This window comes from Proteus sp. GOKU, assembly GCF_015475555.1.
GTDB lineage: Bacteria > Pseudomonadota > Gammaproteobacteria > Enterobacterales > Enterobacteriaceae > Proteus > Proteus mirabilis_B.
Window position 1 is genome coordinate 1,790,335 of record NZ_CP034105.1, and the last position, 21,404, is coordinate 1,811,738.

Below are 21,404 nucleotides of genomic sequence, written 5' to 3' on the forward strand. Positions count from 1 at the left end.
AACATTGCAAGTGATATGTTAATACATTTTTATGGTATTGTTTTGACCAATTGTGCAATGTGCTTGATGTTAAATATTATGTCTTGTTTTATTTATAGATATAAATGCTTAATCATAATAAAAACTAATATATTTATCATGGTATTTGAGTGCTTTAAACGTAGATCTATCTATTCGCTTTTCTTTATTGTTAAATAAAATCATAGATTATCAATGGTTATTAGAAAGTCGTTTAAAAACGGAATCCTAGAGATAATTGTAAAGCACTTAATTCAAGATGACGTTTATTTGCCGTGGTATCAGAGTAAAGATAACCCAAACTAAACGAAATATTCTTAACAGGATTATAATCGATGCCAATTTGACCAATGACACTTGTTGTATTAACGATATGAGTATCTGTTGTATTTATTTCAGAATGAGATTTGTCTTCCTGATACTTTAATTTATTAGGCCCCATTTGGGCGTAAATAGAAATTTCAGGTGTTATTCTATAAGTTGGGCCGATTAATAGACCTGTGGTTTTTGTTCGGTATTTTATTGTTGACGGTGTGGTAAAACGAGGATCAATAAAATATTCTTTACGATCTGTGTTTAAATGCAGTAGGGAAATTAATATTCCCCAAGTATTTTCTGTTTCATATCGATAACTGATTATCTCTCCTTTTGCGGTGTCGCCTTTTATTTTGCCGTAAATATAACCAGCAGAGAGGGTGTGTGTTTTATCATAGGCATGTAATGTAGAAGAGTAAGATAAAGCTAAGGTAATTAAAATAAGGGCTAATTTATTCATTGTAGAGTTTCTATGTTGATGTGTAGAACGTTATTTTTAGTAAAATAAATGTTGATTTCAATATTAATTGATTGAAATTACTCTTAAAAAAAGTTCGCATGCTTATTCTTAAACCCAATAAAAATAAAACTACTATAAATAGCTAATAATTAATTAATATAAATTTTATTAATTATTTTAGATGATGGTGTAATGAGAGGTCATTATTTAAATAAAAGGGAGTGGAAATTGAGCGTAATAGGTGAAAATACTCACAATAAGTTTTAATACCTATTGTGAGCTAGATTTTGGCGTGACTTTCTATTTCTTATCTACAACTTCAATCAGTGTATATTTCACACTTGGTGCATCTGCTGGAGGATTAGGAATATCTGTAACATTAACTTTCAATGTGTATTCAGTGCCTGCTTTATATTCAAAACCATCAATGTTTTGATAGAACAGAGACCATTCGCCTGAAGGTAACTCTTTTACCTTCATACACTTCATTGGTGCGACACCAACACAATCATATAGTTGTGAATCCACTAGAAGCGTTTTTGTTGTCCCTGTAGACGGAGTTGTATTTGCACTTTCAGTTGAAGTTGCGTCATTGCATCCAGCCAAAAGTAAAAATAAAGGAATAGCGATAAATTTTTTCATATTGATGACCTTATTTTTAGGGTGCAATAAATGTATTAAAGAATATTTAGTATACACCAGACAGATAATTATTATAAATTACAACAGGTAACTTTTTTCCTATAAATAAAATAAGTTACCTGTTGTTATTCTAGGTGTTAATATCCTAACGTAACTATTAGTATCCAATTTAGTGTAATAATCCTAAAGTGATAAAGATAAATAGAAGTTTGGGATGAATTAAACAAAAGTAGCGTTGATATACAGCTAACTAGAAAAAAAGGATAGAATAACAGTTCAAAATAGAGCGTTATAAAATGAAGGTAGACTAATCATATTTGACAGTTGAGCATTGAATTCAAGTATTGCCTTTAAAGCAAAAGTTATGGAGGAAGCTAAGTGAAAACAGTTAATGACTCTGTTATACAAGATGCAGATGCTATTTATACAGCACAACTTGATGGGCATGGAGGAGCAACAGAAATCACAACGGAGACTGTTGCAACAAATGAAAACCCATATTGGGTGCATTTAGATTATCGCAAACCACAAAGTGCTCAATGGATACAAGAGACAGAATTACTTCCACCTATTGCTAAAGATATATTGCTTGCAGAGAACGTCAGACCAAAAGCACAACGTATTGGTGAAGGTATCATTATCAATTTGCAAACAATTAATAATAATCCTAATGATAGACCTGATGAGCTTGTTGCTTTTAGAATTTATATTAACAGTCAAACGATCGTTTCAAGCCGTCACCGCCAAGTTAATTCGGTGGATTCTGTTATTCATACTTTAGAACTGGGTAATGGGCCTGAAAATAGTGGTGATTGGCTAATTACTATGGCTGATGCTGTGACCGATGAAATAGGCGAATTTGTTGAGACTTTACATGACCAATTAATTGAATTGGAAGATATGATCCTCGAACAACAAATACCCGCAAGAGGTGAACTCGCATTATTAAGAAAACAATTGATTGTTTTACGTCGCTATATGGCTCCGCAACGAGATGTATTTTCGAGACTTTCTATCGAAAAACTACCGTGGATGAGTGATAGTGATAGAGTCACGATGTTGGAAATCTCAGAAAGACTTTCTCGACGTTTAGAGGATTTGGACAGTAGTATTTCTCGCACGGCAGTGATTGCTGATGAAATAACATCAATGATGGCTGATGCGATGAATAGACGTACTTATACTATGTCACTAATGGCGATGTTATTTTTACCAACAACATTTTTAACAGGGCTATTTGGTGTCAATTTAGGTGGAATACCCGGAAATGAATTTCCTTATGGTTTTACCATCTTCTGTTTATCTCTCTTTGTTTTGATTGTGATTGTTACTTGGTGGTTAAAGCGTAGTAGATGGTTGTAAATTTTCAGCAAATTAATCGTAACTAAATGGATTTAAAAAAGAATTCTCTAACCCTGTTTGAGATATATCAATTTTTTAAAATAGAACATCTGGCATTATAACTCTCGCAGGTGAATACAACGTTGAGCGATGAACGTTGTGCTCCATAATTGTAGTTTTTCTCATATTGAGTTCTTAATACAGAATAATTGACCATTATTACACCGATGTTTCTTAACATCGGTTTTTTTTTGCTTAAATTTATTATTGGCTATTATTTAGTCATAAAAATCCTAAGCCCCGAATGCAAGGCTTAGGAGATAGTGCACTATTTCACTTCAACAATATCGAGTTTATTTTGGCTAAAGTCAGGACGTTCATCATCGTCTTCTTGGAACATCACTGGAACGGCTGGAATATCGTCTTTATCAAAAGCTAAATCGCCACCATTAATGACTTCATCACCATGTTTGATATTCACAAAATCAAATAATTGAGTATCACATAAATGTGAAGGGACAATATTTTGTGTTGCTCTAAACATAGTTTCAATACGACCAGGATAACGTTTATCCCAATCTCTTAGCATCTCTTTAATCACTTGGCGCTGAAGGTTAGGTTGTGAGCCACAAAGATTGCATGGAATAATTGGGAATTGTTTAGCTTGTGCGAAACGCTCAATATCTTTTTCACGAGCATAAGCAAGAGGACGAATAACAATTTGTTTGCCATCGTCACTCATTAATTTAGGTGGCATACCTTTAAGCTTGCCACCATAGAACATATTTAAAAATAATGTTTCTAAAATATCATCACGATGGTGGCCTAAAGCAATTTTAGTTGCACCAACTTCTGTTGCTGTGCGATATAAAATACCACGACGTAAACGTGAGCATAAAGAGCAGGTTGTTTTACCTTCAGGAATAATATCTTTAACGATCCCATAGGTATTCTCTTCAACAATTTTATATTCCACACCAAGTTCATTTAAATACTCAGGTAAAATATGCTCAGGGAATCCGGGTTGTTTTTGGTCTAAATTGACTGCAATAAGTGAAAAGTTAATTGGCGCACTTTTTTGCAGATTCATTAAGATAGAAAGTAGCGTGTAGCTATCTTTACCACCAGAAAGGCAGACCATGATTTTGTCGCCATCTTCAATCATATTAAAGTCAGCGATAGCTTGCCCAACATCACGGCGTAAGCGTTTTTGTAGTTTGTTGAAATTATACTGCTCTTTTGGGATGCTCATTTTTTACGGTTCTATATCGTTGCTGATTATTCTGTAACTTGCTAACCAAGGCTTTGTTCTTCGCTGTTTTGATACCTTAACAACATGATAAATCAATAAAATATCTTATAGGCTCAAATGATAAGTTGTGTGAAAAACAAAGTTATTTATGGCAAGAAAATTGATAAGTCGACAATGATACCAGATGGTAGGGTGGTTTCGATATAGATAACTACAGTTAAGCGCTTTCAAGGTGGTAAAAAGTAAGAAGTAATAGTGTATATGATTGTTCAGGTTGATACTTAGTTAAAATTTATTATCGTGTAATTGGAGGAAATTTTGGTTGAGTTTTTTAAGCAATGGTTTCAGGAAATCCGCGAGGATGCGGTAAAAGAAAAAATGAATAAAGCTAGAATGAAAGGTGATGAGAGCAAATGGAAAAAGGAAATTTGGCGTAGCCCAGATAAGAACAGAGCAATTAAAGAGAGGTTTTGTGCTGAAGGAACGCGCTTAAAATATGAATCACGACCATGTAATAAAACTCATTCTAAAGAATGGTTATATGACTTCGTATGGAGAGAGTTCGATAGTCAGCATAATTTAAAACGAGTTATTCTTGCAATGGAAATTGAAGTATCTGATCAGTACTTTAATTATGATTTTAGTAAACTTCTTCAAGCAGACTCAGAATATAAAATCATGGTATTTCAAGTTAAACTTGAGCAGGAAGTGGAAAAAGTTTTTGAATTATTAAGTACAGCTGTACTTAATTATCAGTCAAAAACTGCTTCAAATTATCTTTTGGTTGGATGGTGTTCTTCGTTGAATGATTTTATTTTTAAAAACATTGAAGTTAGCACTCTTGAATAGCTTGTATTGAAAAATAATCATTTATTGCAGTGATGAATAAAATAATAGCCTTATCTGAATAAGGCTATTAAATTTTTTGTGTCACGCAGCGATTATTATAGGCATAAACCTTAATAAGGCATCGTTGGTAGTTCACGTAGAATAGAGTTTTTTCTACGTTCAGCAGTTAATTGTGACAATTCATTGTCGGAGACAAAAATTAAGGCATCTTGAGGACAAAATTCAACACAAGCTGGGCCTTGTTCTCTATGATTGCATAAATCACATTTAACGATATCAATTTGAAATTGCTGGCCAAGATCTAAACAAGAAGTGGGTGCTGAATGCGCTTTTTTCTCAAGCTCAATGGCTCCAAACGGGCAAGCTAAAAGACAAGCTCTACACCCAATGCAATTTTCAGGGTGTGTTTCGACAAAGTTTTCACCACGCACTAATGCTTTTGTCTGGCAAGCTTGGGCACAAGGTGCATCTTCACATTGATGGCAAACAGAAGCTGTAAATTGATGCATTAATTTAATAATGCGGATCCTTGGATGAAAATTCTTTTTATTGAGAAAATCATTCCCATCTTTTTCTGATGTATGACCGACTGAACAAACAACTTCACATGTCTTACAGCCAATACATTTTTTAGAGTCAATAACAATTTGGCTATTCATCTCAATACCTATTTATAGGGGTATATACTTTATAATATATCGATGAACAACTTGTTTTAGTAATATTAATCAAATTTATATCGAATAAATAAGGTTAAATAATAACAATAAAATAAAAAATAGTTTTTTAAGCTGAAATCAAATGAGAATGAATAGTATTTAATAAGATGATAAGAATAAAATTTTATAAATATATGTAAATAAGCGTAGCTGAAAAACGGCAATCTTATTTAGATTGCCATTTCTTTAATTGGTATCTGTTATTAAAACTTATGATGTTAATGTCGCTAATTTAGTCGCAAATCCCATAAAGAAAAGCCCGATAACACCATTACCTAGTTTAGCGATATTTTTACGTGAGCCGAAAAAGCGAGCAAGGGCTACACCACCAAATATCAGAAAAGAAAGATAGATAAAACTAAAGGCTTCAAGCATGGAAGCGAGAATTAAATAAGATAATCCCGTATGTGCATAATTAAAATCGATAAACTGCACAAAAAATGAGATATAAAATAAAATCGCTTTAGGATTGGTCATACTTAATGTAAGCGCTTTTCTAAAAACGTGTTTCTGTACGGTTGTTGTTTGTTCTGAATGCACTTTTTTGGAGAAAAAAGTGGCATGGATAATTTTTATTCCCAAATAGAGAAGATAAAAAGCACCTAAAAAACGAACAATAGTAAAAAGTAAAGGAGAGGCTTTTATTACCGATGCAACACCAATAAAGGCGAGAAAAATTAAAATAGCATCACCTAAGAAAACACCAAATGCGGCACGATATCCATCGCGAACACCGCCTGATGCACTTGTTTTTAGTACATAGAGTGTATTGGGGCCAGGAACAAGAATAATAAAAAACATGCCTGCAAGGTATGTCCAGATATTGAGTACACCAAATTGTTCAAGCCACACGTTAACCCCCCCAATCTTACTTTCTCTGTATTACTTAATGAATTGCTATTATATAAAGAGAATCCACATTATTTAAACGCATATTTTTACTCATATAGAAGATAAATGTTTGATGCTTACTGCTTTCTGGTCAAATAGTACTTCTTTACCACTTCAATAGATTACTGAACTGTTTTGCCTTTGTTTTCAAAATTGGTTCACGATTAAAAAAATGATAGGGTTTCAAATAGAAAGATAAAATATTGCAAAGGTAAATTATGGCTTTTTTTATGTAAAGACGGTAGATCTCTTAAATTAACTAGACTATATTTATCTGTGTTTTTATACAGTATTTTGTCGATCAATTAGGGTAAGGGAAATGCGATGTTAAAAGTGATTGCTGAAGATTTTATTAAAACAGAAGCGATAGAAATTGTTTTACCTCTTTATCGTGAGCTTGTTGAAGCGACTAAGAAAGAGCCTCTTTGCATTAGTTACAATCTATATGTTGATGAAAAAGATCCTGGTCACTTTGTTTTTATTGAACAGTGGCCTGATCATGCTGCACTTGATGTGCATTGTGCTAGTGAACATTTTCAGCGATTAGTTCCTATGATTAATGCATATACAAGAGCAGAGCCTAAATTTTTACTTATGGCAGATGCTTTTGATGAAAAACAAAAGTAATAAAACTTGGCTCATTTATGGTGAGTACATTAGATAATAAGAAGTAAAACAAGAGAGAAGGTGATGTTAGCGAAGTATATATCTCAAATTGTAAACCAAGAAGATAGCTATCAAATTTTAAGCACCCAGAATTTTTTAGATAACTTAACAGAAATAACCAGAGCAACTCATACTTGGTTATTTCCTGATGGTGTCATCTTGAAATGTACAGAAGAGATAGAAACAGAACACTATGATAATGACGCTCAATGTCCTGAGCATTGGATCACTTGGGAAATTGTCGAATCGAATAACAAAACTATTTCTCCTTGTAGAAAAGAATTTTTTAATTTATGTCAGCAAAGTTTTTGGTTAAAAATGCAACTTGCTAATAATGGATAAAAGAGAAAACCACTTTATAAGTGTTTTTTTATACGCATTAAAATTAATAAAATAACTTATTTCTATACTATTTTAAATTTTAGATTAAATATTCATTAACATTTTATAGACTAAGATAAGTATATTTGACTTAGTGCATTTTTTTATCTTAATGATTAAGAGTAAATAGAACGACAATAGTGGTTTAAATATAATTAAAATTGATAAAAATTAAGATCAGTCTTTTTTTTTCATAACGTTATAGCCTTAATATTTCCTTAATAATAGCAAAAAATAAGGTGAGTTTGTTGTTGAGGGAAATGGTGTTTTAATTATAACTTTAATCATAAGATTTTCTTTATAAAATATTAATAGTAACGTATTATTTATAAATAAATTTTATTGAGTGCAGCACTCAATTTAACAAGAGAGCTAAATTCTAATTTAGTTCCATTTGTCTATCCTTTTGCTTTTATATAGAGAATAAAGATGAATCGTAATTTATTTATTTCAGCTTCACTATTAGCTATTTCTACACTTTCTTTTAATGCACAAGCAGCATTAGATAATACTTTATCAGTAGGTTATGCTCAAAGCTCAATTAAAGTGGGTGATGATAAAATCGACGATAATCCTAAAGGAATTAACTTTAAATATAATCATGAGTTTGATAATGATTGGGGTGTTATTGGATCACTGACGTACACAAAATTAACTTATAATTATTATAGTCGTTGGGGAAAAATTGGTTCAACTGAAATTGATTATGTTTCATTAACTGCTGGGCCTAGCTATCGTTTTAATGACTATTTTAGTGCCTATGGTTTGATTGGTTTTGGTCATGCTAGCCAAGAAGATAAATATTATTATGGTAATGACGAATACAGCAAAACATCTATGGCTTATGGATTAGGTTTACAAATTAATCCAATCCCAAACGTGGCAATTGATGCATCTTATGAATATTCAAAATTTGATAATGCAAAATTTGGTACTTGGGTATTAGGTGTTGGTTACCGTTTCTAATATTAAATTAATAACTAATAGTTTTAAAAGGTCACGCTATGTGGCCTTTTTATTTTCTCTAAAATATAAATTAAATAATATTAAAATAAATCATTTTATTTGATTTTAAAATTTGTTTTTACTCTATTATTAAAATAAATATCTTATTTATTTGCCTTTATTTGAATAGTTCTCTTTATTATTCTTTCATTAAAGTTAAATTATTTATCTAAATTTCACTTTGATTTATTATTCTAAGTGGAAACAGCACTTTTATAGTGTTGAATTAATTGCAATTTAAACTATTTTCTCTTGCTGTTTCTCATTTTATTAACTAAAGATAATATTGAGATATATAATGAAAAATAAATTATTGTTACCAATTGCAGCAATTTTCTTATCAATAACGGCATTTAATGCATCTGCTACATTGAAAAATACATTGTCCATAGGTTATGCACAAAGTCAGGTAAAAATAGATGGTGATAAGGTAGATGAAGATCCTAAAGGATTTAATATTAAGTATGATCGCAAGATAGATAATGGCTTTGGTATTATAGGTTCGTTTGTTTATAATAATAAAAAATATAATTGCCAGGATGAGGATGGTAAAAATACAGAGCATAGTGATGTAAGTTATTATTTAATTTCAGGTGGACCAAGTTATCGCTTTAATGAGTATATTAATGCGTATGGTTTAATCGGTACAAGTGTTTTTAATGTTAATTATAAAGACATTTACGAAGAGCATCGTGAAAACAAAGTATCTATAAGTTATGGATTAGGTTTACAAATTAATCCAATTCCAAACGTAGCCATTGATGCATCTTATGAATACTCAAAATTAGATGATCTGAAATTTGGTACTTGGGTATTAGGTGTAGGTTACCGTTTCTAGTATTAAGCTAATAAATAATATTTTCAAAAGGTCACGTTATGTGGCCTTTTTTGTTTTCAGTAAGTCAGATTTTTAAAGTGAGATGATAGAGTTTTTATCTAAATAAGATGATGTAAAATACCTTATTAATATTAAATTTCATTTTAGTGATCTGCTTCATACTATTTTATTAAACTTTATTTAGTTAAATTTTGATTTCTTATTATCTGCAAGGTAATCGTTAACTCTGTTTTTTTATTATAGTTAAATTTATTATCTGGTTTATGTGGACTTTACTTATTTTTTATATCTTTCAGGTTGTTTTGTTATTCCAAATAAGAATAAAAATATAGATATTCTTTTTCTGATTTTAACTATAAAAAGCTAATAGTTATCTTTTAGTGATTTATCTTCAGTCGAAAGTTTTTATTTACACACGCTATATTCAAAACTGCTTCGCTTAAACTATTGAGGTTCTATCTATGTTTAAAAAATCATTGATTGTATTAGCCCTCGCACCTTTTTTTGCACAAGCAGCGCCAGTAGATAATAACGATGATCTTGAGATGCCAATGTCTGCTGCAAGTGTATCGACACCTATTGTTGAGCAATATGGTGGAGTCAAAATAGGCTCTGGTTTTATCGATACTTCAGTAAATAACAATTCAATTATTATTGGTAATACGGCGGATGATGGAGATATTCCGATCGAAAATCCCAATAAATTCTTACCTAAAAATGGACCTAAACCTCCTGTTGCAAAATATAACTCTGATATTGCTATTGGTAATAGTGCCTATGCTGATAGCGATGGAAATGGTCAACAAGGCGCACCTGCAATTGCTTTTGGTAATGCAGCAGTAGCTAAAGGTGAAGGCTCTGTTGCTTTTGGATCTAAGGCAGTTTCAGATGGCTTAGGTGGTATAGCAATTGGTGATGCTGCAAAACAAAGCAATGGCGGCATAAGTATTGGTAGTAATGCTAATGCTGGTAAAGGAGAAGATCTATTCGGTGGTGGATGGTTAATTAACCACAGTGTTGCCATTGGTACTGATGCAAGAGTTGTTAATGATGCTAAAGATTCGATTGCGTTAGGCGCCAATTCAGTTGCAGGTAAAATGTCTGAAAACAAAGCTTTATTTTTGAAAGATGACGATAGAGCTGGCCAAAATATTGGTGAGCTATCAATAGGGCAAAAAGCAGCAAGTTCAGATTTTGATGAAAGAGACACTTATCGTCGTATAACCAATGTTGCCGGTGGTGCTGAAGATACAGATGCAGTCAATATCGCTCAGTTAAAAGCAGTTAATGACACGGCAGTTGATGCGAAAGCAACCGCAGATGAAGCTAAAACTACAGCAACTACAGCTCAGGCAACGGCGGATGAAGCTAAAACTAAAGCAATAACAGCACAAGCAACGGCTGATGAAGCTAAAACCACCGCCAATACAGCGTTAACAACAGCAACGGATGCAAAAACCACCGCCAATACAGCATTAACAACAGCAACGGATGCAAAAACCACCGCCAATACAGCACTAACAACGGCAACGGATGCAAAAAACACCGCCAATACAGCGTTAACAACAGCAACGGATGCAAAAAATACAGCGAATACGGCGTTAACAACAGCAACGGATGCAAAAACCACAGCCACTACGGCGTTAACAACGGCAACGGATGCAAAAAATACAGCCAATACAGCGCTCACTTCAGTGAATGAAGTAAAAACAACCGTAAATGAAGTGAAAGTCACCGCGGATACAGCATTAACAACGGCAACAGATGCAAAAACCACCGCTAATACGGCGCTTACTTCAGTAACTGAATTAAAAACAACCGTAAATGAAGTAAAGATCACGGCGGATACAGCGTTAACCAATTCAACAGATGCAAAAACGACAGCTAATACTGCATTAACAAATGCAAATGAGGCTAAAACAACGGCAGGAACGGCACTAACGACCGCTAATAAAGCTCAAGATAGTGCAAATAAGGCACAAACAAGTGCAGATAAAGCACAAGTGAGTGCTGATAATGCAAACAAAACGGCTGTTGATGCGAAATCTATTGCTAATACAGCAAATACTACGGCTAATAATGCGTACTACACTTCTAATATTGCAAATAATACTGCTAATATCGCGAATAACACGGCAAATATTGCGAACAAAACTGCAAATAATGCATGGAATTTAGCGAACCATAATAGTGCCCGTATTGATAGATTAGAAAGCCGTATGAATGATTTTGATGATAAAATGAAACGTGGATTTGCTATGTCAGCGGCAACTGCTAACTTATTCCAACCTTATAGTGTAGGAAAGTTTAACGTCAGTGCAGCCATTGGTGGATATAATTCTGAAAATGCGATAGCGGTGGGTAGCGGTTATCGTTTTAACGAGAATATTGCAGCTAAAGCCAGTGTTTCGACATCAACATCAAATTCAAATGATTTAATGTATGGAGCTGGTGTCAATTTTGAGTGGTAATTTAGCTTGATGCATTGATTAAAAAAGGTTGGCGAGATATTTGCCAACCTTTTTTATTTTATATGAATGTAAATACTTATCGCTATATTTTGGATTTTGTCTTATCAAAAATTTATTCAATATACACAATATGTGTGTTTTTTATTCGAGTGGCTTGACTGTTAATAAAGGATCTTTAAGATGCCGTATTTTATAGAGAGGTAAGTATGTTAACTGTAATAAAAGCAGAGCCTTCACACTATGATGAAATGATTGCAGTTTGGGAATCATCCGTTAGAGCTACGCATACATTCCTATCTGAAGACATTATTTTATCGCTTAAAAAAGATATTTTAGAACAGTATTTTCCTATGCTTAATACCTATATTGCGATAGATAATAATAATGTTATTCATGGGATCTTAGGCACAGCAGAAAATAAGTTAGAAATGCTATTTGTTGATGCGAATTCTAGAGGACATGGTTGCGGTAAATTGCTGACAACTTTCGCGATAAATACACTGCATGTTGATGAATTAGATGTAAATGAACAGAACCCTCAAGCAATTGGTTTTTATTTTTATATTGGGTTTGAGCAAATAGGACGTTCTGAATTAGATGGGCAAGGCAATCCTTTTCCATTGTTACATTTAAAATTAAATAAAAATAAGTATAAATACTAAATAAAGAAATATTAAAGATACAAAATAGGGAGAAAAGTAAAAAAACTCTCTATTTATCTTATATAAATAATAAATATCCACTTAAATTTGATTTATATCGTAATAATTTCCCTGCTTTAATGAAATAATTTTTTCATAATTAAATAAATTTAACACAATAGTGGCATGATTATGAAAAAAACCTTGATTGTTATTTTATCTTTATTTTTATCGTTATCTTTACTGCCTGCATGTTCTGAATCACAAGAAAATAAAGTTATTGAATATTGTATGGATACATTAAATGTCTATAGTAATGTGAGCAAAGATCAATGTTTGTGTTTTTATAATGAAGCAAGTGATAAATTTTCTTCAACTGAAATAGATAGAATGGTTAAATCGCCACCAATAAAACAAGATAGTACGCTTACAAGAGAAGGCACAATGTTTTTAACTATTGCTCATTCATCTAAATGCTTTGAGTAAATTAGCATACCAAAGATAAAGCAGAGAAAAGCGCTGATGGAGCGCTTTTAATTTTTTAGGCTGAATTTTTACCAAAGATATTGCATAAAGGGTAAATAAGAAAAAATTAAAGCAATAAGTATAAATAAGATACGAAATAACGTTTTTTGTGTTTTTATTGTGGCGTAAAGCATTACGATAATAATAGCTACGCAGATATACCAGTAAAATGCACCAAAGAAAGCTAAGGTAAAGATAGCATCAATGATAAAGTTACTTTCACTCATTTTATTTCTCTCTGAAATAAAAAATCACCCGCTAAAATATAAGCAGGTGAAGATAAAAGTGATTATGATTTCCAAATAATATGGAACATAGGTTGTAACGGATCTCGACTAATTAGGACTCGACCAAAAATATCATCTATATCGGATTCATCGTCTGGAGCGAGGCCAATAATCACTTCGCTAAAACGGGCAGATGTGACAGGCAGACCAACAATAAATTGCCAATCATTACCTAATGGAACCACTTCAGCTGCGCCTCTTTCTTCAAATTGCAGGTTAAACAATAATTGGTCTGCAACATCCAAATTGTCCGCTGCTTGGGCTAAAAATAGATCATAAGCTTGTTCTAAAGCATCGTCTTCACTGATTAAGGTCGGTTCATTCATGGTAATGCCTGTCTATTGTTCCAATAATTATCACGTTATTTGTATCGCATTTTTACTAATTTAGCACGGTTATCTGTTGCTAGTTTTTAGTAGTCTTTTGATTATAACATTTCTGTTATAGCAGAGGACTAAAGAAATAACAGATACGCTCTAATACACGATTTAAAAATGGTCGTTTTTCCCATTCATCCATAGTTAATTCTGTCGAACGGGCAATATAATCGTATTGGACAATGCTTAAATCACTACCAAAGCCTTCATCATCAATGACAACAGTAATTTCAAAGTTTAACCATAAGCTACGCATATCAAGGTTAACTGAACCTACCATGCTGAGCTGCCCATCAACCATCACGCTTTTGGTATGTAATAAACCATCTTCAAACTGAAAGACTTTTACACCTGCCTCAAGCATTTCTGTAAAAAATGCTCGGCTTGCCCAACGTACAAGGAATGAATCATTGCTACGAGGAACGATAATACTCACATTAACACCTCGCATTGCAGCGGTTGAGATTGCATGGGCAAGATCATCGCTAGGTACAAAATAAGGTGTTGTCAGTACTAATTCTTTTCTTGCAGAGTAAATGGCTGTAATAAGTGATTGTTGAATTAGCTCATCAGGAAAACCTGGTCCTGAGGCGATGACTTGTGTTGTATGACCGCTTTCTTGTTCACAAGGCATAATATTATCATCAGGAGGAGGTGGTAAATGGCGTTCACCGGTTTCCATTTCCCAGTCAAAGGCATAAATCATACCTAATGTGGTCGAGACAGGGCCTTCCATTCTGACCATAATATCAATCCATTGACCTACACCGGAATCTTGTTTGAAATAACGAGGATCAACCATATTCATACTTCCTGTGTAGGAAATATAATTATCAATTAATACGATTTTTCGATGTTGGCGCAAATCCATGCGACGTAAGAAGAAACGGAATAAATTAACATGCAGTGATTCAACAAATTCAATACCGGCGGCTCTCATTACATCTGGGCCGTTAGTACGGAAGAAATTCCAACTACCCGCAGAGTCAACCATGACTCGGCATTTTACACCACGTTTAGCAGCTCTAATTAAGGCGTCGGTTACTTCATCGACTAAACCACCTGATTGCCAAATATAGAAAACCATTTCAATATTGTCACGGGCATTATTAATATCGCGTGTAATTGAATTGAGCGAATCTTCACAGGTGGTTAAAAGTTCAATCTTGTTACCTTTAACACCTTTAATACCTTGACGTTTAGCCGTTAATTGGAAAAGAGGCGTTGCAACATCGCTCGTGCTTGTCGCAAAGATATGCTTACATTTTCTCAAGTCTTCAAGCCACGCAACAACAGAAGGCCACATCTGCTTCGCATGTTCAACACGTCGCTTTCCTAGGTGTAATTCACCAAAAGCAAAATACGCAATAACTCCGACTAATGGTAGGATGTAGATGATCAATAGCCATGTCATTGTTGATGTAACAGGTCGTCGGTGCATCAGGACACGAAATGTGACCCCCGCAATTAATAGCCAATAGAAGAAAAAGGTTAGCCAACTTAATACAGTATAAAATGTTGTCATAGTAGAGCTATTTTCCGTTGAAAATGAATTGCATGGATAAGCTAAAGGCAATTTACTAAAAATAGTTCATTATTTTTGTTATTTGCCGAATGTTGTTATTAAATCAGGATTATTATCTCTGTCAAATCTCTTTCTTAAAAGATAAGCATTAAATAAGCAATAAGATACAACTCTTTATTCATTTTTTCTTTGTGAGAAATGCTCAAATAATGGATGAAATTCAAGCAAATCATAAATCACCTCTTGGATCACAAAATGAACGTCTTATAATAGTCCACTTATTCGAAAAAATAGGTGCTGATAGCATGAGACACAGTAGGACTGAAGTAGCTCGTTGGCGTATGATGAGACAAGCTATACGTAAACGACGTCGATGGTTAGAAGGACAATCTCGTCGTAATTTCCGAATTTATAAACTGCGTAAACTTGATACTTCTAGAAAACATAGAGCACTTTTATTTGTACAACACATAGAATGGAACTCATAATTTCACTTTTTAGCGGCTAGTATCAATCATTTTACTAAACGTTATTGAATATGATTGCTATTTGCATTTAAACTAGGGGCATATTTTTTCTTTAGGTGAAATAAGATCAGTTATGCGTTGGAAGCTTTGGGTACTCATATCACTTTGTCTACATGCCTCACTTGTTGCGGCTGCGATGTTATATGTTGTAGAAGATAAGCCAGTTACACCTGAGCCTATCTCTATACAGATGTTGGCATTTGCAGCAGATGAGCCTGCTGGCGAACCAGAACCTGTGGTTGAAGAAGTTACTCCTCCAGAACCTGAGCCGGTTGTTGAGCCAGAGCCTGAGCCAGAACCTATTCCTGATGTAAAACCTATTATTGAAAAACCAATAGAGAAAAAACCAGAACCAAAACCGAAACCTAAGCCAAAACCTGTGGACAAACCGAAACCGCCTGTTGAGCGACCACAACCTTTAGTTGTTAATAAAGGTAATGATCTCAAAAATCTTAACCCGACGGCAAAGCCAAGTGATAAAGGCGATGAAAAACCGGTTGCAGTGGCAAGTAGTGGTGAAGGTAAAGTACCGAATGTAGTACGCCAAGGTTTACCTGAATATCCATCACGAGCACGAGCTGTGGGAATGGAAGGTTCAATTAAAGTTCGTTTTGATGTTGATGCTGATGGAAGAGTTGATAATGTAGAAATTATTTCTGCTGATCCCAAAAACGTGTTTGAGCGCGAAGTAAAAAGAGCAATGCGCCAATGGCGTTATGAAAAAATTCCTTATAAAGGAAAAGTGGTTCTGATTGAATTCAAAATGACAGGGATCTCAGCAAGCTAATTTTTATCAATTAGGCAGTTAAATAAAATAATATCACTATTTGATACCAGATAAATAAAAGGCACTTTTATAAGTGCCTTTTTTAGTTTCAATTTTTAATGCTTTTACGCTATTCGTCGTAATCGAATTGCCGTAATGGTGTTTTATTCCATTGTACTTGTTAGCGTGAAATGTGCTTTACCTTCAGGTAAGCGACGCGCAGAATTGTTCTCATCAACGGCAACGTAGGTAAATACTGCCTCTGTTGCACGATAACGTTGACCAACAGGCTCTGTGGCGACTTTCTTAACCCAGACTTCAATATTCACAGTAATTGAAGAGTTACCTGTTTTTAAGCAACGCGCATAGCAACAAACGACATCGCCAACAGCAACAGGTTTAAGAAAGGTAATGCCCGTTACGCTTACAGTAACGACACGACCTAAAGCAATTTCTTTCGCTAAAATTGCACCACCGATGTCCATTTGGGACATTAACCAGCCACCGAAAATATCACCATTGGCGTTAGTATCAGCAGGCATGGCAAGGGTACGTAAAACGAGCTCACCATTAGGCAAAGATTGTTGTTCAGTCATGGGATATAAAGTATCTGTAAATAATGTTGAAACTTACTCGTCATACTTTAAGCTGTAGCGTTGTTGACTGCACTCATTCGCACCAGTCACATACTTATGTATGCTCCTAGCGACTCATTCGCTTGCCGCCTAGCTACAGCTTAAATTATTTAGAGTACCTACTAGCCATACTCAAACAAGAGTATCTACTGGCTATACTCAAATAAGAGTATCTACTAGCCATACTCAAACAAGAGTATCTACTGGCTATACTCAAACAAGAGTATCTACTGGCCATACTCAAACAAGAGTATCTACTGGCCATACTCAAACAAGAGTATCTACTGGCTATACTCAAGTAAGAGTATCTACTGGCTATACTCAAATAAGAATATCTACTAGCCATACTCAAATAAGAGTATCTACTAGCTATACTCTAATAGTTGCGCTTGAGTTATTTAGAGCACACATCTCTCAATAAAATAAAAATGATTATTCAGATTTTGAATGAGCATCGTGTGATGTCGGTTTAGATGCTTGTTTTGTCATGTCATCTGATAATTCGTGTTCACTATTTTCTGTGGCTTCGTCTTCAGATTGTTCTTCTGGTAAACGGTTATTCCAGATATAAACCACACTGGCGATAGTAAAGACAAAGGTCAAAATAGTTAAGCCAAAGACTTTAAAATTAACCCAAGTCTCCTCCGCCAAAGAAAATGCCACATAAATATTACCAAGAGCACAAGCAAAAAAGAAAATCACCCATGCAATATTGAGTTTCTTCCAATTTGCAGGTGGCATTGCAAGCTCTTTGCCTAACATTCTTTCCATTAGCGTTTTTGGCGTAAATAACTGCATTCCAATTAAAACGATGGCAAAAATGGCATAAATAGCCGTCACTTTCCATTTAATAAAATCGGCAGAATGGAAGAAAATAGTTAATGAGCCAAAAATAGTGACCACAATGGCGGTAATGAGCGGCGCTTTCTCAACTTTATGGAAAATAAGCCATGTCAAGCCGACTGAGATCCACGTCGCGATAATTAATGCACCTGAAGCATAGAAAATATCTTGCCATTTATAGAAGATAAAAAACACTAATAGTGGAGCAAAATCAAGTAATTGCTTAAGCCAGCCATTTTTCATAACAGATAGGAACCTATGGTAATTAAATTCATAAACTTGGCTATTCTAATGCAAAGCGACAGAAAATGGGTAAACAATTGCATATCTTTAACGACATAGTGTTAATTTATACAAAAAACGTTATTTTTATCTGAAATAACTCAATGAAAAATCAACGTAATTGCATTTATGTAAAATTAAAACGCAAGCTTGAGTTATGAAAGAGGATTTAAATATTGCACTAGTATATGATTCATTAACTCATCATTATCTCCCGCCACTTTTTTGATGAATGCATAAATAAAAAAGTATTTCTGATAAGAGGAAATCAATGAACGGAAAAAGAATAATAAAATGGATGCCAGGATTAGGCTTATTGTTTAATTATAAGCGTGATTATTTTGGCTATGACTTAAAAGCAGGGCTTTCTGTTGCTGCCGTTGCATTGCCGGTCGCAATTGCTTATACCGAATTGTTAGGGATTAACCCGATTGTTGGATTATATGCCTGTATTTTCCCCATGATCATTTATGCATTATTTGGTACTTCTCGCCAATTAATTACGGGGCCTGATGCTGCAACGTGCGCCGTTATTGCTGCGGTGGTTATTCCATTATCTGCGGGGGATGAAAATACACGATGGCAACTTGCAATTATCATGACGGCAATGACAGGTTTTTGGTGTATTTTAGCCAGCCACTTTCGGCTGGGGGCTTTTACTGATTTTCTGTCTCGTCCGATCCTTCAAGGGCTATTAAATGGTGTTGCGATCACCATTATGGTGGGACAAATTAGTAAAGTTTTTGGTTTTGACACTTCTCCAGATCATTTAATTGAAAAATTAATTGAAGTCCCGTTTCGATTAATGGATGCACATCTACCTACTGTATTGATGTCAGGGATAACACTCGCCTTATTATTGGGTATTCGTTATTTTCGTAGCCGATGGCCAGCACCATTAATCGCCATGGTTGTGATGACTTATCTTAGCTGGCAATTTGATTTAGCAAGCTTTGGTATTGCTATCGTAGATAAAGATGCAGGAAATGTTGATTTGTTTTTACCTGTTGTATCCATGACAGGATTTCATCCGGGTGTCTTGAGAGAATTATTAGTTCCATCTATAAACTTGGCAGTTATTAGCTTCGTGAGTTTTATGATGACCGCCCGCAGTTTTGCCAGCAAAAATGGTTATGATGTCGATGCAGACCAAGAATTAAAAGCATTAGGTATTGCTAATATTGCGGCAGCGCTTTCTCAAGGATTTGCTGTAAGTGCAGCAAGTAGTCGTACCGCAGTCAATGATTCTGTTGGTGGTAAAACACAATTAGTTTCTATTATTGCAGCTCTGGTTATTTTACTCGTTCTGTTATTTATGACCGATTTTCTTGCCTATATTCCATTATCTTCACTAGGAATTGTATTGATCGTTTCTTCATGGTCATTGCTGAGCATTCGTCATATTTGGTCCTATCGTAAGCGTAATAAACAAGCATTTACATTGGCATCATTCACCTTATTAGCCGTGTTATTAGCAGGGCTGATTAACGGTATTGGTTTTGCAGTTTTATTAGGTTTATTACAATTCTTGCGCATTGTTTTTCGACCAAGTGATCAACTATTGGGTGTTGATGAACAGGGCATGGTTCATTCAATGAATAAGGATAATGGTATTGAGCCTATCGATGGTTTAATGATGTATCGTTTTAATTCACCGCTAACTTATTTTAATGTGGGTTATTTTAAAAAGCGGGTACTTCAACTTGTTGATAGTGCGCCTCAACGACCAGCATGGTTAGCTGTGGATGCAGCTGTAAGCTTTACCTATGACGATGTCAGCGTGTTTGCTGCTATTGATGAATTAATACGGGAACTGCGAATAAAAGGCGTGAAATTGGTTTTAGCAGGGCGCAGAACAGAATTAAATCGCTGGATTGAACGTAACAGAATTTCACTAAATGAAGATGACTTAATTATCGCCCCTGATCTCTATTTTGTGATCCGACTGTATCAAAGCCGACAGCAAATCAAAGAAAAACAGAAAGAAGCACGAAAAGAGGCACTAAAGCAAGAAGCTGAAAGCCAAAAAACCGAGAATAACGAAGACGCGATATTAGACGTACCAATAGAGAGCCATCCATCAACACCTTAAGTATTTTGGTTAAGTTTTACGAGTAATGATGAATAAAAAGCAAAATCCCGTGATAAGTCGTTAGCTTATACACGGGATTTTTTATTGGTCAATTTTGTAGGTCGCTATGTGTTGAATAAACTAGCGTGTTTGTTGTGTTGTGTATTTGTTTTCAACCAACATAAACAAACGAAATAGGTAGATAATCAGCCAAGCTGAAGCCATATTTTTCAGAAAATAGAATAAGAAGTTATGGACAAGATCAGGTAGTTGAATTGTAAGATTACTCACAAAGCCAATACCAAACTGCAATAAGATCCAAATACCTAAAGCAGGAATAAGGGAGCCAGACTCACTAAACCCAATCTTCCAACCTAAACGTATTGCACTTCCCATATTTTGTTGGCGCACTAAGACAACGGGCGCTAATGCAAAACCGATTAGCAAAATGATGCCAGGAATAATCATCACCATAAAACCTGCGCTAATTAAAATAGAGCACAGAACAATCAGTAAAAACATTTTTGGTAAGCGAGGTAAACAGGCGTTAAATGTTTGACCTAGGGTGACATTGTGACCTGCAGAGATTGCCATAGCGAACATCAATAAGGTTAGCACCAAGATGCTTTGCTGTAGTGTTTCAAATGCATACAGTGATAACACTTTTTTGGCGATACCCACGACACTGTTTGACATTGCTTCTAATTCAGCAGGAGAAGTAGAAGAAAGCTGTGTATTTTTAAAATTAGCCACAAATTCAATCATCAATTGGTATTCTTGAGGATTAGGGCCAATTAAGACATGAACTATCGCTAAAACAACAGCAAGGATAGCGGAAAGAGTAACAATGCTACGTCGTTCATTCTTATAAAAATTCAGACTGTCTCGGTAGATTGTGCGTGCCGTGGTAGGCATGAAACTGCTCCTATAAAAATAGACTGTGTCAATGCGCGCTATTGTACCTTCTACAACAGCAAAAAGGGATATTTTCTCTTACTTCTCTTATTTAGTTTTTTCTTGACGGTAATAATCAAAATATCCCTCAGCATTTAAAATAAAACAAACATCATTTTAACA

At 34.4% G+C, this 21,404-nt stretch carries 22 protein-coding genes and 1 pseudogene; 12 read left to right on the plus strand and 11 right to left on the minus strand.

Going from position 1 to position 21,404, the window contains the following annotated elements:
- Nucleotides 1-232: 232 nt before the first annotated feature.
- Both EHE21_RS08355 and EHE21_RS08360 read right to left on the minus strand, forming a co-directional pair.
- A complete protein-coding gene (locus tag EHE21_RS08355) occupies nt 233-793 on the minus strand; it encodes an Ail/Lom family outer membrane beta-barrel protein (RefSeq protein ID WP_194952386.1) in 561 nt (186 codons plus the stop codon).
- A gap of 300 nt (nt 794-1,093) precedes the next feature.
- The gene (locus tag EHE21_RS08360) at nt 1,094-1,435 is read right to left on the minus strand and encodes a DUF4377 domain-containing protein (protein ID WP_088495727.1); all 342 of its coding nucleotides are present in this window, start codon (nt 1,433-1,435) and stop codon (nt 1,094-1,096) included.
- A gap of 378 nt (nt 1,436-1,813) precedes the next feature.
- Between EHE21_RS08360 and zntB the strand changes: the two genes are divergently transcribed.
- Nucleotides 1,814-2,797, plus strand: a complete 984-nt coding sequence (gene zntB, locus EHE21_RS08365) for a zinc transporter ZntB (RefSeq protein WP_194952387.1) — start codon at nt 1,814-1,816, stop codon at nt 2,795-2,797.
- A 307-nt stretch (nt 2,798-3,104) separates the two neighbouring features.
- Here the strand turns inward: zntB and ttcA are convergent, their stop codons facing one another.
- The gene (gene ttcA, locus EHE21_RS08370; RefSeq protein ID WP_194952388.1) at nt 3,105-4,028 is read right to left on the minus strand and encodes a tRNA 2-thiocytidine(32) synthetase TtcA; all 924 of its coding nucleotides are present in this window, start codon (nt 4,026-4,028) and stop codon (nt 3,105-3,107) included.
- Between the two features lie 318 nt (nt 4,029-4,346).
- Between ttcA and EHE21_RS08375 the strand changes: the two genes are divergently transcribed.
- Nucleotides 4,347-4,877, plus strand: a complete 531-nt coding sequence (locus EHE21_RS08375; RefSeq protein ID WP_194952389.1) for a hypothetical protein — start codon at nt 4,347-4,349, stop codon at nt 4,875-4,877.
- Between the two features lie 110 nt (nt 4,878-4,987).
- On the opposite strand, the gene EHE21_RS08380 is transcribed toward EHE21_RS08375, so the two are convergent.
- Both EHE21_RS08380 and leuE read right to left on the minus strand, forming a co-directional pair.
- Nucleotides 4,988-5,536, minus strand: coding sequence for a 4Fe-4S dicluster domain-containing protein (locus tag EHE21_RS08380; protein WP_194952390.1), 549 nt, complete (start codon nt 5,534-5,536; stop codon nt 4,988-4,990).
- Between the two features lie 270 nt (nt 5,537-5,806).
- Nucleotides 5,807-6,397: a leucine efflux protein LeuE gene (leuE, locus tag EHE21_RS08385; protein WP_228766777.1), complete on the minus strand. Its 591-nt coding sequence runs from the start codon at nt 6,395-6,397 to the stop codon at nt 5,807-5,809.
- A 414-nt stretch (nt 6,398-6,811) separates the two neighbouring features.
- Between leuE and EHE21_RS08390 the strand changes: the two genes are divergently transcribed.
- From EHE21_RS08390 to EHE21_RS08420, 7 genes are all read left to right on the plus strand, one after another.
- The gene (locus EHE21_RS08390; RefSeq protein ID WP_088495723.1) at nt 6,812-7,114 is read left to right on the plus strand and encodes a putative quinol monooxygenase; all 303 of its coding nucleotides are present in this window, start codon (nt 6,812-6,814) and stop codon (nt 7,112-7,114) included.
- 63 nt (nt 7,115-7,177) lie between these two features.
- The gene (locus EHE21_RS08395) at nt 7,178-7,495 is read left to right on the plus strand and encodes a hypothetical protein (RefSeq protein WP_228766751.1); all 318 of its coding nucleotides are present in this window, start codon (nt 7,178-7,180) and stop codon (nt 7,493-7,495) included.
- 468 nt (nt 7,496-7,963) lie between these two features.
- Nucleotides 7,964-8,500, plus strand: coding sequence for an Ail/Lom family outer membrane beta-barrel protein (locus tag EHE21_RS08400; protein WP_194952392.1), 537 nt, complete (start codon nt 7,964-7,966; stop codon nt 8,498-8,500).
- A gap of 337 nt (nt 8,501-8,837) precedes the next feature.
- Nucleotides 8,838-9,377 carry an Ail/Lom family outer membrane beta-barrel protein gene (locus EHE21_RS08405; RefSeq protein ID WP_194952393.1) on the plus strand — a complete coding sequence of 180 codons (540 nt, stop codon included), beginning with the start codon at nt 8,838-8,840 and terminating at the stop codon, nt 9,375-9,377.
- A gap of 461 nt (nt 9,378-9,838) precedes the next feature.
- Entirely contained in the window at nt 9,839-11,848 is a 2,010-nt protein-coding gene (locus EHE21_RS08410) for an alanine-zipper protein (protein WP_194952394.1), read from the plus strand.
- A 206-nt stretch (nt 11,849-12,054) separates the two neighbouring features.
- The gene (locus tag EHE21_RS08415; RefSeq protein ID WP_194952395.1) at nt 12,055-12,510 is read left to right on the plus strand and encodes a GNAT family N-acetyltransferase; all 456 of its coding nucleotides are present in this window, start codon (nt 12,055-12,057) and stop codon (nt 12,508-12,510) included.
- A 171-nt stretch (nt 12,511-12,681) separates the two neighbouring features.
- Nucleotides 12,682-12,975, plus strand: a complete 294-nt coding sequence (locus tag EHE21_RS08420) for a hypothetical protein (protein ID WP_194952396.1) — start codon at nt 12,682-12,684, stop codon at nt 12,973-12,975.
- A 68-nt stretch (nt 12,976-13,043) separates the two neighbouring features.
- Here EHE21_RS08420 and EHE21_RS08425 read toward each other — a convergent pair whose 3' ends face one another.
- From EHE21_RS08425 to cls, 3 genes are all read right to left on the minus strand, one after another.
- Nucleotides 13,044-13,241 (minus strand): hypothetical protein, encoded by a 198-nt coding sequence (locus EHE21_RS08425; protein ID WP_088495717.1) that lies wholly within the window; start codon nt 13,239-13,241, stop codon nt 13,044-13,046.
- A 62-nt stretch (nt 13,242-13,303) separates the two neighbouring features.
- A complete protein-coding gene (locus tag EHE21_RS08430; RefSeq protein ID WP_370992865.1) occupies nt 13,304-13,633 on the minus strand; it encodes an HI1450 family dsDNA-mimic protein in 330 nt (109 codons plus the stop codon).
- A gap of 109 nt (nt 13,634-13,742) precedes the next feature.
- Nucleotides 13,743-15,203 carry a cardiolipin synthase gene (cls, locus tag EHE21_RS08435; protein WP_088495715.1) on the minus strand — a complete coding sequence of 487 codons (1,461 nt, stop codon included), beginning with the start codon at nt 15,201-15,203 and terminating at the stop codon, nt 13,743-13,745.
- A gap of 305 nt (nt 15,204-15,508) precedes the next feature.
- On the opposite strand from cls, the gene EHE21_RS08440 reads away from it, so the two are divergent.
- Both EHE21_RS08440 and tonB read left to right on the plus strand, forming a co-directional pair.
- On the plus strand, nt 15,509-15,691 hold the full coding sequence (locus tag EHE21_RS08440) for a YciY family protein (RefSeq protein ID WP_036913581.1): 183 nt from the start codon (nt 15,509-15,511) through the stop codon (nt 15,689-15,691).
- Between the two features lie 112 nt (nt 15,692-15,803).
- Nucleotides 15,804-16,517 (plus strand): TonB system transport protein TonB, encoded by a 714-nt coding sequence (tonB, locus tag EHE21_RS08445; RefSeq protein ID WP_088495714.1) that lies wholly within the window; start codon nt 15,804-15,806, stop codon nt 16,515-16,517.
- Nucleotides 16,518-16,660: 143 nt separating this feature from the next.
- On the opposite strand, the gene yciA is transcribed toward tonB, so the two are convergent.
- Both yciA and EHE21_RS08455 read right to left on the minus strand, forming a co-directional pair.
- Nucleotides 16,661-17,092: an acyl-CoA thioester hydrolase YciA gene (yciA, locus tag EHE21_RS08450; RefSeq protein ID WP_006536988.1), complete on the minus strand. Its 432-nt coding sequence runs from the start codon at nt 17,090-17,092 to the stop codon at nt 16,661-16,663.
- A 570-nt stretch (nt 17,093-17,662) separates the two neighbouring features.
- Nucleotides 17,663-18,217: pseudogene (locus tag EHE21_RS08455) on the minus strand (septation protein A); the annotation flags it as partial.
- A 310-nt stretch (nt 18,218-18,527) separates the two neighbouring features.
- Between EHE21_RS08455 and EHE21_RS08460 the strand changes: the two are divergent.
- A complete protein-coding gene (locus EHE21_RS08460; RefSeq protein WP_228766752.1) occupies nt 18,528-20,348 on the plus strand; it encodes a SulP family inorganic anion transporter in 1,821 nt (606 codons plus the stop codon).
- Between the two features lie 120 nt (nt 20,349-20,468).
- On the opposite strand, the gene EHE21_RS08465 is transcribed toward EHE21_RS08460, so the two are convergent.
- Entirely contained in the window at nt 20,469-21,242 is a 774-nt protein-coding gene (locus tag EHE21_RS08465) for a YciC family protein (RefSeq protein WP_194952398.1), read from the minus strand.
- Between the last annotated feature and the right edge of the window lie 162 nt (nt 21,243-21,404).

What these genes read in the sequence shown, in the direction of transcription:
- EHE21_RS08355 (WP_194952386.1), bottom strand. Translation starts at nt 793, where the DNA reads ATGAATAAATTAGCCCTTATTTTAATTACCTTAGCTTTATCTTACTCT.
- EHE21_RS08360 (WP_088495727.1), bottom strand. Translation starts at nt 1,435, where the DNA reads ATGAAAAAATTTATCGCTATTCCTTTATTTTTACTTTTGGCTGGATGC.
- ttcA (WP_194952388.1), bottom strand. Translation starts at nt 4,028, where the DNA reads ATGAGCATCCCAAAAGAGCAGTATAATTTCAACAAACTACAAAAACGC.
- EHE21_RS08380 (WP_194952390.1), bottom strand. Translation starts at nt 5,536, where the DNA reads ATGAATAGCCAAATTGTTATTGACTCTAAAAAATGTATTGGCTGTAAG.
- leuE (WP_228766777.1), bottom strand. Translation starts at nt 6,397, where the DNA reads ATGTTTTTTATTATTCTTGTTCCTGGCCCCAATACACTCTATGTACTA.
- EHE21_RS08390 (WP_088495723.1), top strand. Translation starts at nt 6,812, where the DNA reads ATGTTAAAAGTGATTGCTGAAGATTTTATTAAAACAGAAGCGATAGAA.
- EHE21_RS08395 (WP_228766751.1), top strand. Translation starts at nt 7,178, where the DNA reads ATGTTAGCGAAGTATATATCTCAAATTGTAAACCAAGAAGATAGCTAT.
- EHE21_RS08400 (WP_194952392.1), top strand. Translation starts at nt 7,964, where the DNA reads ATGAATCGTAATTTATTTATTTCAGCTTCACTATTAGCTATTTCTACA.
- EHE21_RS08405 (WP_194952393.1), top strand. Translation starts at nt 8,838, where the DNA reads ATGAAAAATAAATTATTGTTACCAATTGCAGCAATTTTCTTATCAATA.
- EHE21_RS08410 (WP_194952394.1), top strand. Translation starts at nt 9,839, where the DNA reads ATGTTTAAAAAATCATTGATTGTATTAGCCCTCGCACCTTTTTTTGCA.
- EHE21_RS08415 (WP_194952395.1), top strand. Translation starts at nt 12,055, where the DNA reads ATGTTAACTGTAATAAAAGCAGAGCCTTCACACTATGATGAAATGATT.
- EHE21_RS08420 (WP_194952396.1), top strand. Translation starts at nt 12,682, where the DNA reads ATGAAAAAAACCTTGATTGTTATTTTATCTTTATTTTTATCGTTATCT.
- EHE21_RS08425 (WP_088495717.1), bottom strand. Translation starts at nt 13,241, where the DNA reads ATGAGTGAAAGTAACTTTATCATTGATGCTATCTTTACCTTAGCTTTC.
- cls (WP_088495715.1), bottom strand. Translation starts at nt 15,203, where the DNA reads ATGACAACATTTTATACTGTATTAAGTTGGCTAACCTTTTTCTTCTAT.
- EHE21_RS08440 (WP_036913581.1), top strand. Translation starts at nt 15,509, where the DNA reads ATGAGACACAGTAGGACTGAAGTAGCTCGTTGGCGTATGATGAGACAA.
- tonB (WP_088495714.1), top strand. Translation starts at nt 15,804, where the DNA reads ATGCGTTGGAAGCTTTGGGTACTCATATCACTTTGTCTACATGCCTCA.
- yciA (WP_006536988.1), bottom strand. Translation starts at nt 17,092, where the DNA reads ATGACTGAACAACAATCTTTGCCTAATGGTGAGCTCGTTTTACGTACC.
- EHE21_RS08460 (WP_228766752.1), top strand. Translation starts at nt 18,528, where the DNA reads ATGAACGGAAAAAGAATAATAAAATGGATGCCAGGATTAGGCTTATTG.
- EHE21_RS08465 (WP_194952398.1), bottom strand. Translation starts at nt 21,242, where the DNA reads ATGCCTACCACGGCACGCACAATCTACCGAGACAGTCTGAATTTTTAT.